This window comes from Methylophaga pinxianii, from assembly GCF_020447225.1.
Taxonomy (GTDB): Bacteria; Pseudomonadota; Gammaproteobacteria; order Nitrosococcales; family Methylophagaceae; genus Methylophaga; species Methylophaga pinxianii.
Window position 1 is genome coordinate 23,642 of the sequence record NZ_JAJAEO010000170.1, and the last position, 15,143, is coordinate 38,784.

The 15,143-nt window shown below is 46.0% G+C and carries 14 protein-coding genes; 5 read left to right on the forward strand and 9 right to left on the reverse strand.

Annotation, left to right across the window (positions count from 1 at the left end; all coding sequences use genetic code 11):
• Window positions 1-144 precede the first annotated feature (144 nt).
• Window positions 145-867 (forward strand): hypothetical protein, encoded by a 723-nt coding sequence (locus LGT40_RS08185; protein WP_226072952.1) that lies wholly within the window; start codon window positions 145-147, stop codon window positions 865-867.
• Window positions 868-953: 86 nt separating this feature from the next.
• Window positions 954-1,700 carry a hypothetical protein gene (locus LGT40_RS08190; protein ID WP_226072950.1) on the forward strand — a complete coding sequence of 249 codons (747 nt, stop codon included), beginning with the start codon at window positions 954-956 and terminating at the stop codon, window positions 1,698-1,700.
• 215 nt (window positions 1,701-1,915) lie between these two features.
• Here the strand turns inward: LGT40_RS08190 and hldE are convergent, their stop codons facing one another.
• Genes hldE through LGT40_RS08210 form a run of 4 tightly spaced genes read right to left on the reverse strand, consistent with a single transcriptional unit; the run spans window position 1,916 to window position 5,777 of the window.
• Window positions 1,916-3,361 (reverse strand): bifunctional D-glycero-beta-D-manno-heptose-7-phosphate kinase/D-glycero-beta-D-manno-heptose 1-phosphate adenylyltransferase HldE, encoded by a 1,446-nt coding sequence (hldE, locus tag LGT40_RS08195; protein WP_226072948.1) that lies wholly within the window; start codon window positions 3,359-3,361, stop codon window positions 1,916-1,918.
• A gap of 30 nt (window positions 3,362-3,391) precedes the next feature.
• Window positions 3,392-4,429 carry a lipopolysaccharide heptosyltransferase I gene (gene waaC / locus LGT40_RS08200; RefSeq protein ID WP_226072946.1) on the reverse strand — a complete coding sequence of 346 codons (1,038 nt, stop codon included), beginning with the start codon at window positions 4,427-4,429 and terminating at the stop codon, window positions 3,392-3,394.
• 28 nt (window positions 4,430-4,457) lie between these two features.
• Complete coding sequence (locus LGT40_RS08205) at window positions 4,458-5,414, reverse strand: homoserine kinase (protein WP_226072944.1); 957 nt, start codon at window positions 5,412-5,414, stop codon at window positions 4,458-4,460.
• Between the two features lie 27 nt (window positions 5,415-5,441).
• Window positions 5,442-5,777, reverse strand: a complete 336-nt coding sequence (locus tag LGT40_RS08210) for a DUF2782 domain-containing protein (protein WP_226072936.1) — start codon at window positions 5,775-5,777, stop codon at window positions 5,442-5,444.
• 92 nt (window positions 5,778-5,869) lie between these two features.
• Here LGT40_RS08210 and polA point away from each other — a divergent pair, with 92 nt between their 5' ends.
• The gene (polA, locus tag LGT40_RS08215; protein ID WP_226072934.1) at window positions 5,870-8,584 is read left to right on the forward strand and encodes a DNA polymerase I; all 2,715 of its coding nucleotides are present in this window, start codon (window positions 5,870-5,872) and stop codon (window positions 8,582-8,584) included.
• Between the two features lie 257 nt (window positions 8,585-8,841).
• Window positions 8,842-9,003 (forward strand): hypothetical protein, encoded by a 162-nt coding sequence (locus LGT40_RS08220; protein WP_226072932.1) that lies wholly within the window; start codon window positions 8,842-8,844, stop codon window positions 9,001-9,003.
• A 409-nt stretch (window positions 9,004-9,412) separates the two neighbouring features.
• Here LGT40_RS08220 and xerC read toward each other — a convergent pair whose 3' ends face one another.
• From xerC to lptM, 5 genes are read right to left on the reverse strand one after another with little or no spacing between them, the layout of a single operon-like run.
• Entirely contained in the window at window positions 9,413-10,321 is a 909-nt protein-coding gene (gene xerC, locus LGT40_RS08225) for a tyrosine recombinase XerC (protein ID WP_226072930.1), read from the reverse strand.
• The gene (locus tag LGT40_RS08230; protein WP_226072928.1) at window positions 10,311-11,021 is read right to left on the reverse strand and encodes a DUF484 family protein; all 711 of its coding nucleotides are present in this window, start codon (window positions 11,019-11,021) and stop codon (window positions 10,311-10,313) included. Before LGT40_RS08230 ends, xerC begins: the two co-directional genes overlap by 11 nt.
• On the reverse strand, window positions 10,997-11,845 hold the full coding sequence (gene dapF / locus LGT40_RS08235; protein ID WP_319000263.1) for a diaminopimelate epimerase: 849 nt from the start codon (window positions 11,843-11,845) through the stop codon (window positions 10,997-10,999). The genes LGT40_RS08230 and dapF overlap by 25 nt, the downstream gene beginning before the upstream one ends.
• Window positions 11,846-11,849: 4 nt before the next feature.
• Window positions 11,850-13,103: a diaminopimelate decarboxylase gene (lysA, locus tag LGT40_RS08240; protein WP_226072926.1), complete on the reverse strand. Its 1,254-nt coding sequence runs from the start codon at window positions 13,101-13,103 to the stop codon at window positions 11,850-11,852.
• Between the two features lie 4 nt (window positions 13,104-13,107).
• Window positions 13,108-13,236, reverse strand: a complete 129-nt coding sequence (gene lptM, locus LGT40_RS08245) for an LPS translocon maturation chaperone LptM (RefSeq protein ID WP_226072924.1) — start codon at window positions 13,234-13,236, stop codon at window positions 13,108-13,110.
• 186 nt (window positions 13,237-13,422) lie between these two features.
• On the opposite strand from lptM, the gene pilB reads away from it, so the two are divergent.
• The gene (gene pilB / locus LGT40_RS08250; protein WP_226072922.1) at window positions 13,423-15,141 is read left to right on the forward strand and encodes a type IV-A pilus assembly ATPase PilB; all 1,719 of its coding nucleotides are present in this window, start codon (window positions 13,423-13,425) and stop codon (window positions 15,139-15,141) included.
• Window positions 15,142-15,143: the final 2 nt, after the last annotated feature.

Genomic DNA, 15,143 nt, shown 5'->3' on the forward strand with positions numbered 1-15,143 from the left:
TAATTAATCGTGAATGGTTCAATAGTAATTATTTCCGTTATAGTTACCTATCATTGATAAAACAGTTTGTTAAATATTTATCTTTCATTCATGTTAAAAGTTAGAAACCACATACATCATTAATTGATGGTTACAAGAAGATTCATGGCAGAAATAAAAAACCACCCAGGAAGTCACACATCGACTACGGTCATAGCCGTACTTACCTTGATTGCAGCAGTTATCGCTGCTTTACCAGGTTTTTTTGCGCTTAATAAAGAACATGCTGCCATTTACTATGCCGTCGAATCTTCAGGAATTCAGATCCCCGATTCTCTTAATCCAGGTAGCGTAAGAAAAGTACTATCTTCAAATGGAATACCAAGTAATACTCTAAATGTAGACCTAATCAACCAAGGTAACTATCAGGCAGATGAGGTGAAAGTTTCAATTGTAGTTCCTGGAAAGTTCATAACTTTTTCTTCCAAGCCAAAAAATGAAGACAATCCTATTTGGGTAAGACTACCCGAATTGCAACTTCCTCTTAATAAGAACTCAATTCAATTTTCAGTAGAACAGTTAGGTACGACCAAACCTTTGACTCTTTCCTTTGGTTATCAAAGAGAGTCAGATGAAAAACCCTTAGTTCAAGTATTTTATAACGGTAACCCTGCAAGCTTGGTGAATTCAGTTTTAAGTGTCCCTTCATGGTCACCTTGGGATGTTTTTAGAATACCACTGTATATTCTTGGTGGCGGGCTAATACTGGTCTTGATTTGGGCTGCTGGCATCGTCATTGTGAGTACACCAAAATTCAAGGAGCAATTCGAGGTGTTCTTAATAAAGGTTGCAAGAGAGGTAGTCAAAAGTATTTATCCGTTCCACTAAATCTTTTAATAATTATCAGATATTGGTCGGCACTACACGCCGGATATGTAAAACAATTACTGCATAAATTTACTTAGGTGACCATCATGGGCCATTTTAAAGAGCTGTGGCAAGATCTGCAGCAAGAAGACAGAGACGAGTGGATTCGTAACAGGCTTGATAATGATGAATCTGATGAATACGCTGAAGAATGGCAAGAGCTTTCCAGAAAATATGATGATTGGATGGAACACCTCTTGGAAACCGCTCAAATTGATGAAGATTTTGACTGGTACAGAAATCAAGCTTACTCAAGCATATATGAACAATTTCAGATTGAGATATCACGATTAAAGTTAATAATTGGTCAGAACTACAATTACGATGAAGAGCTTACATTTTGCAAAATGGTTTTTGCTCATGCAGTAACACTGTTGGAGACCTATCTCGGCGATTCTGTGAAGTATCTTGTACTTTCAGAGGAAAAATATTTAAAAAATGCAATCAACAAAATAGATGAATTGAAAAAGGCTAAATTCTCACTTATCGATATTCATTATCAAAAAGATGGTGTACAAGGCTTTGTTCTCATAGAGCTATCAAAAGTGATGTATCACAATATTAGTAAAGTAAAAAGGATTCTTGAATCGATAATAGATACTCCTTTGGAAATCGATATCAGCATGGTTGGATACATAGCTTCGGTTCGGCACGACATCGTTCACCGTAATGGAAGATCAATTGATGGAGAATCGATAGATCTCCATCCAGAACTAGTGAATGAAGCGATTTCAGGTATTGAGAGTTTCGCAAAACAACTGCAATTTAAAATTAACGAGGCTATCACTGCTTAATAAGCAAAGTACATTGGTTGAGCCTATGAAACACAAGTTTTTTATCCCGGATGTTTGATATTTGTTGGGTTTCATTGCATTCAACCCAACCTACCAAAAACACCCAATAATCTACAGATAATTTTTTTAAACCTCCGTGCCCTCTGTGTCTCTGTGGTTTATCTATCTTGATAAATAATCTGCGTCCATCTGCGTAATCTGCGGATAAATTTCTATTATCTATCCTGATGAATCTTATTCACTATCGCCGTGGTGGAGCAGTTTTCAGTTAAACCCATCACTCTGACTTCGCCGCCGTAACCTTCGACGATTTCCCAGCCAACCACGCCTTTTTTATCGTAATCGCCACCTTTAACAAGAATATCCGGCTGGATTTCTCTGAGCAGGTCTTCCGGCGTATCACCTTCAAATACGGTAACCCAATCAACATCCGCCAGTCCCGCCAATACGATCTGACGGCGATCCGCGGTGTTAATCGGACGGCCTTTGCCTTTTAGTTTGGTGACCGATTCATCGCTGTTAATGGCAACAATTAATCTATCGCCCTGAGTCCTGGCCTGATGCAGATAGCTGACATGACCGGCATGTAGAATATCGAAACAGCCATTGGTAAAAACAATTTTCTCGCCACGTTTTTTGGCTTGATCGACAGCAATTTTTAATTGCTCGACAGTGACTGCACCGGCAAAGGAATGATCGCTTTGATGTTTGCCCTGATGGCGTTGGTATTCAGCAAACAGTTCAGGTTCGCTGACAGTGGATGTGCCGAGTTTGCTGACCACAATACTGGCGGCAACATTGGCCAAGGTCACAGCTTGTTGCAAAGATTGTCCGGCGGCCAGTGCTGCTGCCAACGTGGCAATCACGGTGTCCCCTGCTCCGGTGACATCAGCGACTTCTTTGGCAATGGCCGGTAAATGGAATTCAGTATTGTCATTGGTAATAAGCGACATACCCTGTTCGCTGCGAGTAATCAGCACGGCTTTAATATCGTAGTCGGCAATCAGCTTTTTGGCTTTTTCTATCAGGTCAGCTTCTGACTGGATTTCGCCTGCTACCGCTTCAAATTCGGTGAGGTTAGGTGTGATTAAATCCGCGCCACGATATTTACTGAAATCATTACCTTTTGGATCGACCAGTACGGTCATTGCGTTGGTTTTTGCCAGGTTAATCCACTGCTGAGGGTCGTGCAGCGTGCCTTTATCGTAGTCCGACAGAATCATCACCCCGTCTTTGCTCAACAAAGGTGTGACTTGTTGCTCCATGCCGACGCCACTTTCCACAGTAAAGCGGCTTTCAAAATCCATCCGAAGCAGTTGCTGATGCGCACTGATAATACGGGATTTAATAATGGTCGGATGTTGTGTGGTTTGATGAAACGCACATTCGATGCTGACACAGCTAAGCCGCTGTTGTAATACCTTGGCGGCTTCATCCTGACCGGTAATGCCGGACAAACTGCATTTGGCGCCGAGTGAAGCAATATTCATCGCTACATTGGCGGCACCGCCCGGAATATCTTCCAATCGTTCAATGTTCACCACCGGCACCGGCGCTTCAGGTGAAATACGCTTGGTTTTGCCGAAATAGAAGCGATCCAGCATTAAATCGCCTATTACAACGACATTTGCCTGCCGAAAATCCGGGAATGCATTTTTCATAAGGTTTGATTTATTGATTAGAGAAAGCGGTTATTGTGCGGCTAAAAGCGGTTTCAGTCCATGCCAGACCATTTCCGGCGTCAGCTCAGTCATACACACAGGTTCGCCATTACGAGATGCAGGTAACGGGCATTTACGTTTGTAGCACGGGGCACAGTTAAATTCACTGACCAGATGCTGCTGATGTTTGCCATAGGTGCCAATGAGCGCTGTATCGGTGGCTCCGTACAAGGTTAATGCAGGTGTTCCGGCTACGGCTGCAAGATGCGCTAATCCGGTATCACTGCAGACGGCGGCTGTCGCGTGGTGCATGATTGCTGCAATATCGTTTAAGCCTAACCGCGGTAAGGCATACGCCATGGCATCAACCGAGGCAATCTGTTGAGCGCGTAAATATTCTTCCTTATTACCGCACGGTAACAGTACGGCATAACCTTCCGACCGCGCCTGCAATACCAATTGCTGCCAGAAATTAATCGGCCAGAGCTTGGTCAACCAGCTGGCATTGTGCACAAATATCAGATAACGCTCGGGTAAGGCAAACTCGAGCTCCGGTAACGGATATTTACTGAAATTCGCCGCGTATTTGGCGGGTGTTTTGGGCAGCGGATAATCCAGCGCCTGTGACAGGATCTGCCGCATCCGATCCACGGCATGTTGCTGTGGATTGACCGTTATCGGATATTGATAAGCCAGATGAGCGGGGCGTTCCCGACAGGATTGTTTATCCAGACCATAGACCGGACCACGGCGTAACTTGCTGACCAGCGCACTTTTCAGATTATTCTGCATATCAACGACGGCATCATAATCGTCCAGATTCAGTTCCCGATAGAACTGGCGTAATTCACCACCGGTCAGGGTTTGCCAGGCCGACTGTTTCCAGCGTCGATGTGAAGTAGTAATCACTTTACGAACATTGGGATGCCATTTAGGGACTTCAGCAAATGCCTCATCCACTACCCAGTCAAACTCAATGCCGGGGAAAGCTTTTGCCGCATCGGTCAATGCCGGCAGCGCATGCATTAAATCGCCCATGGAGGTGAGCTTAATAATTAATACTTTCATAAACGGAACAATGCCTGATGGATGAACATCAGGCATTTTGCAAGGTATTTAAGGACAAAGGGTTATGCCGATGCTGTTGCAGGATCTTCAGAAACGCATCAGGGTTCTTAATCTGTGTCATCTCACCTTCTCGCGGGAAAAGCTGATCCTGCAGACGTGATAGCCAGAAGCGTAATGCTGCAGCACGACAAACCAGATTCCAGTTGGATTGTTCGGCTTCATTGAGTTGGCGGCGTTGCAGATAGGCGTTCATTAATCGCTGGTAGCGTTCATTATCAATCAAGCCCTGTTCGTTAACACACCAGTCATTAACCGCAACAGCCAGGTCATAAATCAGAAACTCATCGCAGGCAAAGTAAAAATCAATAATGCCCTGCAAAGCGTTGTCGACAAATAGCGCGTTATCACGGAATAAATCGGAATGGGTGACGCCCCAAGGTAATTGCAGATCACTGTAAGGACGTTGATAATCCAGTTCGGCTTTAAGCATGTCGGCCTGTTCAGCAGACATATGTGGCAGCAGGGTTTCGGCCATTGATTCACGCCAATCGGCACCTCGTTGGGTGGCACGACGATGTTTGAATTTATTACCAACCAGATGCATTTGTGCCAGCATATCGCCTATTGCTTCGCATTGGCCCAGCGTTGCGAGCTCATCAACTGTATGGCCTTGCAGACGCATGACTAATGCAGCCGGCCTTCCACACAATGATTTCAGATAATTCCCTTGTTTATCTTCCGCGGGATGTGCTGAAGGGATGCCATGCTTAAAGAAAAATGTCATGACTTCCAGGAAATAGTCCAGTTCGGCAAATTCATGCTGTTCGAACAAGGTGAGTACAAACTCGCCCTGATCGGTGGTCACAAAATAATTGGTGTTTTCAATTCCAGCAGAAATGCCCTGGTAATCAATCAGATTACCAACCGCATACTCGCCGAGGAACGCCATTAATTCATCGCGCCCAACTTCGGTATAAACAGACATGAAAATCTCAGTTAACGGGAGTTTTTGTTACCATTCCAACAGGATCCAATTTGGCACTTCCGGGTTGGCGAGGTTATTTTTTTGGGTTTCCAACGAGCCATCGCCATCAGTGTCCATCAGATAATAGGCTGGGCCAATATCCGGTGTGATTTTGATCATATAAAGCTGACCGTTGACACGATATTCTTCAATGGTGCGATCATCTTCCTGGATGATGCTGATTTCGGGCTCAATACTATCACCACTTTGTAATGGTGGTGGTATGACAGGAGGTTCAGTCAAATCTGGACCGGCAGCCCCTGCCCAGGCACTTCCTGTGATCATCGCGCTGATTGCGCATACAATGGCGAACGGTTTTAACATGACTTAGCTCCACTAAATTTCCGATAAAGATAGCATTTCCGCTACGATGATAAAAGCAATCTGTTTGCCACTAATTTCAGGCCTTATGAACTATGACTCAAACTGCACCACTTATTCTTGTTGATGGCTCTTCTTACCTGTATCGCGCTTATCATGCCATGCCGCCACTAACCAACAGTGATGGCGAATCAACTGGCACCATTTATGGTGTTATTAATATGTTGCGTAAACTGATTCGGGATTATCAACCTGAACATATGGCAGTGGTATTTGATGCCAAGGGTAAAACCTTCCGTAATGATCTTTATGCAGAGTATAAAGCCACACGCCCTCCCATGCCCGACGATTTACGTGAACAGATTGCGCCAATTCATGAAATTGTAAAAGCAATGGGGTTGCCGCTGTTATGCATTGATAACGTGGAGGCTGACGATGTGATTGGCACCCTGGCAAAACAAGCCACTGCCGCGGGGATTGAGACGGTGATCTCCACCGGTGACAAGGATATGGCACAACTGGTTAGTGAGCATGTGACCCTGGTCAACACCATGAACAACACGAAAACTGATATTGCCGCCGTGCAGGAAAAATTTGGCCTGACGCCACAGCAAATCGTCGATTATCTGGCACTGATGGGTGACAAGGTAGATAACATTCCTGGTGTGGAAAGTGTCGGCCCGAAAACCGCGACGAAGTTACTGCAGCAATATGGCAGTTTGCAAGGCGTTATTGAAAATGCCCATGAGGTTAAAGGCAAGCTGGGGGAAAAACTGCGAGCTGCTGTCGATGCATTACCCCTGTCTTATCAACTGGCAACCATCAAGATGGACGTTGAATTGGATTTCACACCGGAAACGCTGGATATGCAGGCAGCGGATAACCAAAAACTGGCAGAACTCTACCGCCGATACGAATTCAAGAGCTGGCTACAGGAGTTAGACTCTGCTCCTGTCACTGCGACGTCGACAAAAACGGATGAACCAGCCATCAGTAATGAAACCCATTACGAAACTATATTGACCCAACAGCAGCTGGATAACTGGCTGGCAAGGCTGCAAAAAGCCGAGCTATTTGCTTTTGATACCGAAACGACAAGTCTGAATTATCTTCAGGCTCGGATAGTCGGTATGTCATTTGCCATTAAAGCCGGTGAAGCTGCCTATCTGCCGCTGGCACATGATTATCCCGGTGCACCGGATCAACTGGATTTTGATAACACGCTGGCATTGATGAAACCGTTACTTGAGGATCCCAAGGCACTGAAAGTAGGTCAAAACCTCAAATATGACCGGCATATTCTGCTCAATCATGGCATTGATTTGCAGGGCATTGCACATGACACAATGTTGCAATCCTATGTGCTGGATAGCACAGCCACTCGCCATGATATGGATTCGCTGGCCGAAAAATACCTCAACCGTAGCACTATTCATTTTGAAGACATTGCCGGTAAAGGCAAAAAACAGCTGACTTTCAATGAAATTGGTCTGGAAGAAGCCTCACCTTATGCTTGTGAAGATGCTGATATCACACTGCAATTGCATCATATTCTATGGCCAAAAATTCAGGCGATTCCCTCTTTGGAAACGGTATATCGTGAATTGGAAATGCCTTTGCTACCCGTGTTGAACACATTGGAGCGCAATGGCGTGCATATCGATATTTTTATGCTGCAACAGCAAAGCGATGCCTTGGCACATGATATCGATCGACTGGAAAAACAGGCACATGAATCTGCCGGTACCAAATTCAATTTGGGTTCGCCTAAGCAATTACAGGAAATTCTCTACGATCAGCAACAATTGCCGGTTCGCAAAAAAACGCCCAAAGGGCAGCCTTCAACCGCAGAAAATGTGCTGCAGGAACTAGCAGATGATGGTTATGAATTACCTCAAATCATCATGCAATATCGTAGTTTAAGTAAGCTGAAATCCACTTATACCGATAAATTGCCACAACAGGTGAATCAACAGACTGGCCGTGTGCATACTTCATATCATCAAGCGGTCACGGCTACCGGGCGATTATCGTCTTCGGATCCGAATCTGCAGAATATTCCAATCCGGACTGAGACGGGTCGTAAAATTCGTGAAGCTTTTGTAGCCGGAAAAGGTGCCAAGATCCTGGCCGCGGATTACTCTCAAATTGAACTGCGTATCATGGCGCATTTATCTGGTGATAAAAGCCTGCTGACCGCGTTTGCCCAAGGTGAAGATATTCATCGCCATACCGCTTCTGAAATCTTTGGGGTGGAACCGGAAAACGTCACTGGCGATCAACGTCGCAGCGCAAAAGCCATCAACTTCGGTTTGATTTATGGCATGTCCGCCCACGGGCTTTCTAAACAACTCGGTATCGAACGTCATCAGGCTGCCAAATACATGGAAACCTATTTCGAACGTTACCCCGGTGTCAGAAACTACATGGACAATACCCGTGAACAGGCCAAAAAAGATGGATATGTCGAAACCATTTTTGGACGACGTTTATATTTGCCGGAAATCAACTCCAGCAACGGCCTGCGCCGCCAATATGCCGAACGCACTGCGATTAACGCGCCAATGCAAGGCAGCGCTGCGGATATTATCAAACGCGCCATGATCTCCATCCATGACTGGCTGCTCGAAGCCGATACCGGTATTCGTATGATTATGCAGGTACACGATGAATTGGTCTTTGAAGTACCCGAAGATCAGCTTGATTTGGCTAAAACCGAAATTGAGCAGTTTATGATTCAAGCCGCTGATCTCGAAGTGCCGTTAGAAGTGGGGATTGGAGTTGGGGATAATTGGGAACAGGCGCATTAACTGGATTATTAACCACAGAGAGACAGAGGGCATGTAGGTTCTTAAAAATATATCCGCAGATTACGCAGATTTTTAGATAGAAATTAAGAAGGGATTTAGAAAAGGGCACAGATCCCAAAGGCTTCCCTTGAATCCCCTTTTGTGTTGCCGGAAAAAATGGTTATCGCAGGATTAGAAATCGGAATGTTTGAGCGAAGCGACAAATTTGTATGGAACAAATTTGGACGACGGAGGCACCCGTAGGGTGAGCGGCAAGGATGCCGCTCATCAGTTTTTTCGATTTCCCTGCGATGGCCATTTTTTTCGGGGAGCCGCAGGCCAACACAAGGGGTGCCTTTTCTTTTGGTTCGATTTCTTTGATTCGCGACATCCATGTAGCTCACCCTGCGGGTGCCTCCGGCATCCAAATTCGTTCCTGATGAAGTTGTGGGCAAGCAAAGAAAATGAACTCGCCCTTAGGCGAAATTATGCTTTAGGTTCATTTTCCCTATTTAAGCAGATCTTTCGCTCACGCGAGTCAGGGGCTTGCGTGCCCAAGCCCCTAACAACCCAAGGGCACCCCTTATGCTGGCCTGCGGCTCCACTGCGTTGCTCGATTTATCTGGGGATTGGTCAAAACTCGCTGCGCTCAGACACTGACCAATCCTTATCCAGATAAACCTCCGCTACTCGTCAGCACAAAAGGGGATTTAGGGGCGGCCTCTGAGCTTTGTGTCCGCATATATCTTCTCTTTTATATTTCTCTCTAAGAAATCTGCGCCCATCTGCGTAATCTGCGGATAGATTTTTAAGAACCTCCCTGCCCTCTGTGCCTCAGTGGTTAATATCTTAAGAACGCTTCTTAGCCCGAGGATGCGCAGCATCATAAACCTTCGCCAGATGCTGAAAATCCAGATGGGTATAGACCTGCGTAGTGCTGATATCCGAATGCCCCAGCAACTCCTGCACGGCTCTTAAATCGCTGCTGGATTCGAGCATATGCGAGGCAAATGCATGGCGCAGTCGATGCGGATGCACGTGCTCGGAGATACCGTGTTTTTTACCCCAGAAAGCCAGACGCTGCTGAATCGAACGCACCCCAAGTCGTTTGCCTTGTTGGGTGGTGAATAAGGCCTGTTGCTGATAAAGACCATTCTGATCACGTTTGTCGAGCCAGACTTTCAATGCCTCAATCGCGGTACGGCCAATTGGCAAAATTCGTCCTTTGTTGCCTTTACCAGCGATGATATGCACTAGTTGCTGGCCGAAATCGACGTCGCGTAAATCCAATGCGGCCAGCTCTGCCAACCGCAGACCGGAGGAATAGAATAATTCCATAATTGCCCGATCCCGACAGGCGACGAAGGTATCGGCCGGGGTACTATCGAGCAATGAATTCATTTGGTCTACATCGAGAGTTTTCGGTAGACGCTTTTCGGCTTTGGGAGCCTGCACTGATTGGGCGGGATTATGATCCACCAGCCCTTCTTTGAGCAGATAACGATAAAAACTGCGGACAGCAGACAACAACCGGTGAATACTCCGAGCCCCAAGCCCTTTACGATGCAACCGGGCAATAAATAAACGGATATCTGCCGGTTTGAGTTGCTGCCAGTCAGTAAATGATTGCTGTTGGCAATATTCTACTAATTGCTGACAATCGCGCTGATAATTGAGTACGGTATGCGGCGAAACCCGGCGCTGCTGCTCCAGATATTGCAGAAAATCCTGCAGCGGTGTTTGTAACTCAGCTGTCATTTTGTCCGTGACAGAAACGCCGTAGCAAGCGCATAAATACCTCGCCAAGGAAGCTCAGATATTCCGTTCCCATATCGGCATGAAAACGATTGGCATCGCTGCTGGCAATGGCCAGCAAACCAGCACAGGGTTCATGGCCTAAAGGCAGGCAGGCGACTGAGTGAACGTCATCGGCTTTTTCACCAAACAGTAACTGTTTCTGTGCTTTGGTCAGTCGACCACAAACCGGTTGCTGTTTACCCAGAATATGATCAAATGCTTTCAGTTGGCTGTCATCAGCATGCATTTCGACAATATTGCCTTCAACTTGCGGTAGTTTCGGTTTTTGATCGCCGCTGTAAAACAATCTTAACGCGACTTCGTCTGCCGAGAATTCTTGCTGTAACTGTTGAATCAATGCTGCCAAGAGGCTCTGCAGATCCTGACAATCCATCAAATGCAGACAAAGTTTATGGACCCGTTGTTGCAGCGCGGCATTGCTATGGGCATTTTCAATTAAGGCATGCAATTGATCATGTAAATGCTGATTTTTCTGGCGTAATTGCTGCCGCTGACGTTGTGCCAGCGAAATGGTGCCTTCAGGCGTTTTATCAAACTCCAGCTCAGACAATAATTCCGGCTGTTCGATCAGAAAATCTGTATGCTGCCGTAAAAATTCACTGACCTGCTCTGCGCTTACAGATTGTTGAGTGTTGCCCACGCAATTTCTCCATCAAATACATGTTGTGCTGGTCCGGTCATCCATACCGAAGATGCTTCATCGGGCCAGCTGATTTCTAATGTGCCACCCGGTAATAAAACATTGACTTGTCGACCCAATAAGCCGCGCCGTATTCCACTGACCACGGCTGCACAGGCACCGGTACCACAAGCCGTGGTTTCTGCAGAGCCACGTTCATAAACTCGCAGTTTAATATTTTCATTATCGATTAACTGCATAAAGCCAACATTGACCCGTTCGGGGAACTGATCATGATGCTCGATTTTTGGTCCTAATTCACCGACCGGTGCTTTAGTGACATCATCTACCAACAACACCGCATGGGGATTACCCATCGATAATGCTGAAATTTCTACCCGGCGCCCCGGTTCTACTGTCAACATATAAGTATTGCTGATTTCGGGTGTTTTAAAAGGAATTTGTGCAGGTAAAAAGCGTGGTTTACCCATATCAACAGAGACTTGTCCATCTACCTGCAATGTAGGATATATCACTCCGGAAGCGGTTTCGACCGCAATCGAATCTTTGTCGGTCAGACCATTATCGCGTACATATCGGGCAAAACAACGTGCGCCATTGCCACATTGCGAGACTTCACCACCATCAGCATTAAAAATACGATAGCGAAAATCCACATCGGGCAGATCAGTTTTTTCCACCAGCAATAATTGATCACAGCCGATGCCGATATGCCGATCCGCCAAAAAACGAATCTGCTCGGTCGTCAGCTGCACGGATTGATTAATGGCATCAATGACCACAAAATCATTACCCAGACCATGCATTTTGCTGAATTTCAACATAGGATTATTCCTGCAATATCTGCTCGCCAGCATAGAGACTTTCAACTGATTCCCGTTGACGTGCCACATGCATTTTCGCGCCATCGACCATAATTTCAGCCGCCCTTGGTCGCGAATTATAATTGGAGCTCATAGTAAAACCATACGCTCCAGCGGACCGAATCGCCAATAAATCTCCGCTTTGAATTGCCAAGGTACGATCTTTGCCTAAAAAGTCCCCAGTTTCACAGACGGGGCCGACTATATCGAATGCTTGCTCGGCTTCATCATTGCGAGGGATAACAGCTTCAATCGCCATCCATGACTGATACAACGCCGGTCTTAATAAATCATTCATGGCCGCATCAACAATGGCGAAATTTTTGGCTTCGGTTGTTTTGATGTATTCCACTTTAGTCAGCAGAATACCGGCATTTCCTGCAATGGCCCGGCCCGGCTCCAACATAATTTCCAGGTCACGATCTTTTAACAATGCCTGCATTGCTTTGGCATATTCAGCAGGCGTCGGCGGAGTTTCATCGCGATAACAAATCCCCAGACCTCCACCAATGTCGAGATGTTTAATGGTGATGTCATGTTCAGCCAAGGCATCTATCAAGGCTAAAACCCGTTCCAGTGCATCCACAAATGGGGTCACAGAAGTCAGCTGGGAACCGATATGGCAATCCACACCAATGATTTGCAGGTTAGGCAACGAAGCTGCTTGTTGATAAACGCTTAACGCATCATCAATGGCGATGCCGAATTTATTCTCTTTCAATCCGGTGGAGATATAGGGATGGGTTTGAGCATCAACGTCTGGATTTACCCGAATAGAAATTGGTGCTGTTTTCCCAAGGTTAGCTGCGACATCACTGATCCGTTGCAACTCGGCAATTGATTCGACATTAAAGCAGCGAATTCCGGTTTTTAATGCATAATCAATCTCTTCAACTGTTTTGCCAACCCCCGAAAAGACTGTTTTTTCTGCTTTCCCCCCCGCTGCAATAACCCGAGCCAGTTCGCCAGCCGATACAATATCAAAACCTGAACCCAGTCTGGCTAATACATTCAGTACCGCTAAATTTGAGTTGGCTTTTACGGCATAACAGACCAAATGAGGGTAAGCACTGAAAGCATCATCAAAAGCCCGCCAATGTTGTTCTAATGCTGCTCTGGAATAGATATAAGTTGGTGTACCAAACTGCGCCGCCAATTCTCTCAGTGATTGCTGCTCAGCATGTAATTCACCATCTTTTTGTGTGAAATAATCTTGCATATTTTTAGGCAACCTTCACTGTGTCAGCCTGACCTTCAGGCAGGTATAAATCACCTTTCAAACCACATGACGTCAGAATTGATACGGTACACAGAACTAAAGCCAGAACTTTCCAGCCAGGTATTTTTCGCATGATGTCTTCCCCGATGCTTTAATGGCAGGCAGTATACACAGGAATATCCGCGACAGGCCCACATTGGAAACTAGAATTTATTATTTAACTTACATACTATTAGGGACTGATTACTTTTCATAGTTGAAAGAAAAATAGTCCCTAGTGCATTGAAAAATGCATTATATTAAGGAATCGCGTCCAGTAATGGCAAATATGACAGCACCAATCAGATTAAGCGGTCTGGCGAGGCGCCTTGTGAGTGAAGGGTTGCTGAGTGAAGACCAGGCCCAAGCGGCTCAAGCAACGGCTAAACAGGCTTCTCAATCCTTTGTAACCTATCTCGTAAACAATAAATTACTTAAGAGTGATGTCATCGGTGCGATTGCCTCTCAGGAATTTGGCGTACCGCTGTTTGACCTCGACAGCATGAATATGGAACTGGCACCAACCAGTCTGTTTCAGGAAAAACTGATCCGACAACATAACGCCCTGCCATTATTTCAACGTGGCAAACGCCTGTATGTGGCCGTATCCGATCCAACGAACTTGCAAGCGCTGGATGAGTTCCAGTTCAACACCGCACTAAATACCTACCCTGTTCTGGTTGATGAACAAAAACTCTCCGTCACTATCGAAAAGGCTCTTGATAATAAAAATCAGGTATTGGATGAGTTCGACGATGCTGAGCTGGACGATATTGATTTAGGGCCAGATGATGATGCGGATCGTGCCGCCGAGTTGTCTGAGAAAAATATTGATGATACGCCGGTTGTTCGGTTTATCAACGGCATCCTGACGCAGGCGATTAAAGCTGGTGCCTCGGATATTCACTTTGAACCCTATGAGAAAAAATACCGTGTCAGGGTACGTATAGACGGTATTTTGCATGAAACTAAAACAGCTCCCGTGGCATTAGGTGGTCGGATTGCGGCCCGTTTGAAAGTTCTGTCTCGGATGAACATCGCAGAACGCCGGGTGCCTCAGGACGGCCGGATGCGGCTGAAGGTGTCCAAATCCAAAGCTATCGATTTTCGTGTTAGTACCTGTCCGACGTTGTTCGGCGAAAAGATCGTCCTACGTATTCTCGATCCCACCAGTGCCCAATTGGGTATTGATGCCTTGGGATATGAAGAAGATCAGAAAAAAATCTTCCTGGAAACCATGCACAAACCTTATGGCATGGTGCTCGTCACGGGCCCGACGGGAAGTGGTAAAACGGTTTCGTTATATACCGCGTTGAATATTCTGAATACCGATGACCGCAATATTTCAACCGCAGAAGATCCGGCAGAGATCAATCTGCCAGGTATCAACCAGGTCAATGTGCATCCACAAATTGGTTTGGGCTTTACTGAATGTTTAAGAGCCTTCTTACGTCAGGATCCTGACGTTATCATGGTCGGTGAGATCCGCGATCTGGAAACGGCTGAAATTGCTATCAAAGCTGCGCAGACAGGACATATGGTGTTTTCAACATTACATACCAATGATGCTCCGCAAACGCTTACCCGTCTCGCAAATATGGGGGTTCCGGCCTTTAATATTGCTTCTGCTGTCACGTTGATTATTGCCCAGCGTCTGGCGCGTCGTTTGTGCCCACATTGCAAGGCCGTCGAGCCATTACCGAGGGAAACGCTGATTGAAGAGGGTTACACTCCCGAACAAATTGCGACAGATTTCAAAGTTTACCGTGCTGTAGGTTGCGAACAATGTACCGAGGGGTATAAAGGTCGGGTAGGTATCTATCAGGTTATGCCCGTTTCCGATGCCATGGGACGTTTGATCATGGAAGGTGGAAACTCGATGCAATTAGCTGATCAGGCTAAAGCTGAAGGTATTGCCGATCTACGGGCTTCCGGTCTGAAAAAGGTAATGGCCGGTTTAACCAGTCTGGAAGAAATTAACCGCGTTATTAAGGAATAAAC

Bases quoted from the DNA above. Each gene is read 5' to 3' on its own strand.
- LGT40_RS08185 (WP_226072952.1), top strand. From the start codon at position 145: ATGGCAGAAATAAAAAACCACCCAGGAAGTCACACATCGACTACGGTC.
- LGT40_RS08190 (WP_226072950.1), top strand. From the start codon at position 954: ATGGGCCATTTTAAAGAGCTGTGGCAAGATCTGCAGCAAGAAGACAGA.
- hldE (WP_226072948.1), bottom strand. From the start codon at position 3,361: ATGAAAAATGCATTCCCGGATTTTCGGCAGGCAAATGTCGTTGTAATA.
- waaC (WP_226072946.1), bottom strand. From the start codon at position 4,429: ATGAAAGTATTAATTATTAAGCTCACCTCCATGGGCGATTTAATGCAT.
- LGT40_RS08205 (WP_226072944.1), bottom strand. From the start codon at position 5,414: ATGTCTGTTTATACCGAAGTTGGGCGCGATGAATTAATGGCGTTCCTC.
- LGT40_RS08210 (WP_226072936.1), bottom strand. From the start codon at position 5,777: ATGTTAAAACCGTTCGCCATTGTATGCGCAATCAGCGCGATGATCACA.
- polA (WP_226072934.1), top strand. From the start codon at position 5,870: ATGACTCAAACTGCACCACTTATTCTTGTTGATGGCTCTTCTTACCTG.
- LGT40_RS08220 (WP_226072932.1), top strand. From the start codon at position 8,842: ATGCCGCTCATCAGTTTTTTCGATTTCCCTGCGATGGCCATTTTTTTC.
- xerC (WP_226072930.1), bottom strand. From the start codon at position 10,321: ATGACAGCTGAGTTACAAACACCGCTGCAGGATTTTCTGCAATATCTG.
- dapF (WP_319000263.1), bottom strand. From the start codon at position 11,845: ATGTTGAAATTCAGCAAAATGCATGGTCTGGGTAATGATTTTGTGGTC.
- lysA (WP_226072926.1), bottom strand. From the start codon at position 13,103: ATGCAAGATTATTTCACACAAAAAGATGGTGAATTACATGCTGAGCAG.
- lptM (WP_226072924.1), bottom strand. From the start codon at position 13,236: ATGCGAAAAATACCTGGCTGGAAAGTTCTGGCTTTAGTTCTGTGTACC.
- pilB (WP_226072922.1), top strand. From the start codon at position 13,423: ATGGCAAATATGACAGCACCAATCAGATTAAGCGGTCTGGCGAGGCGC.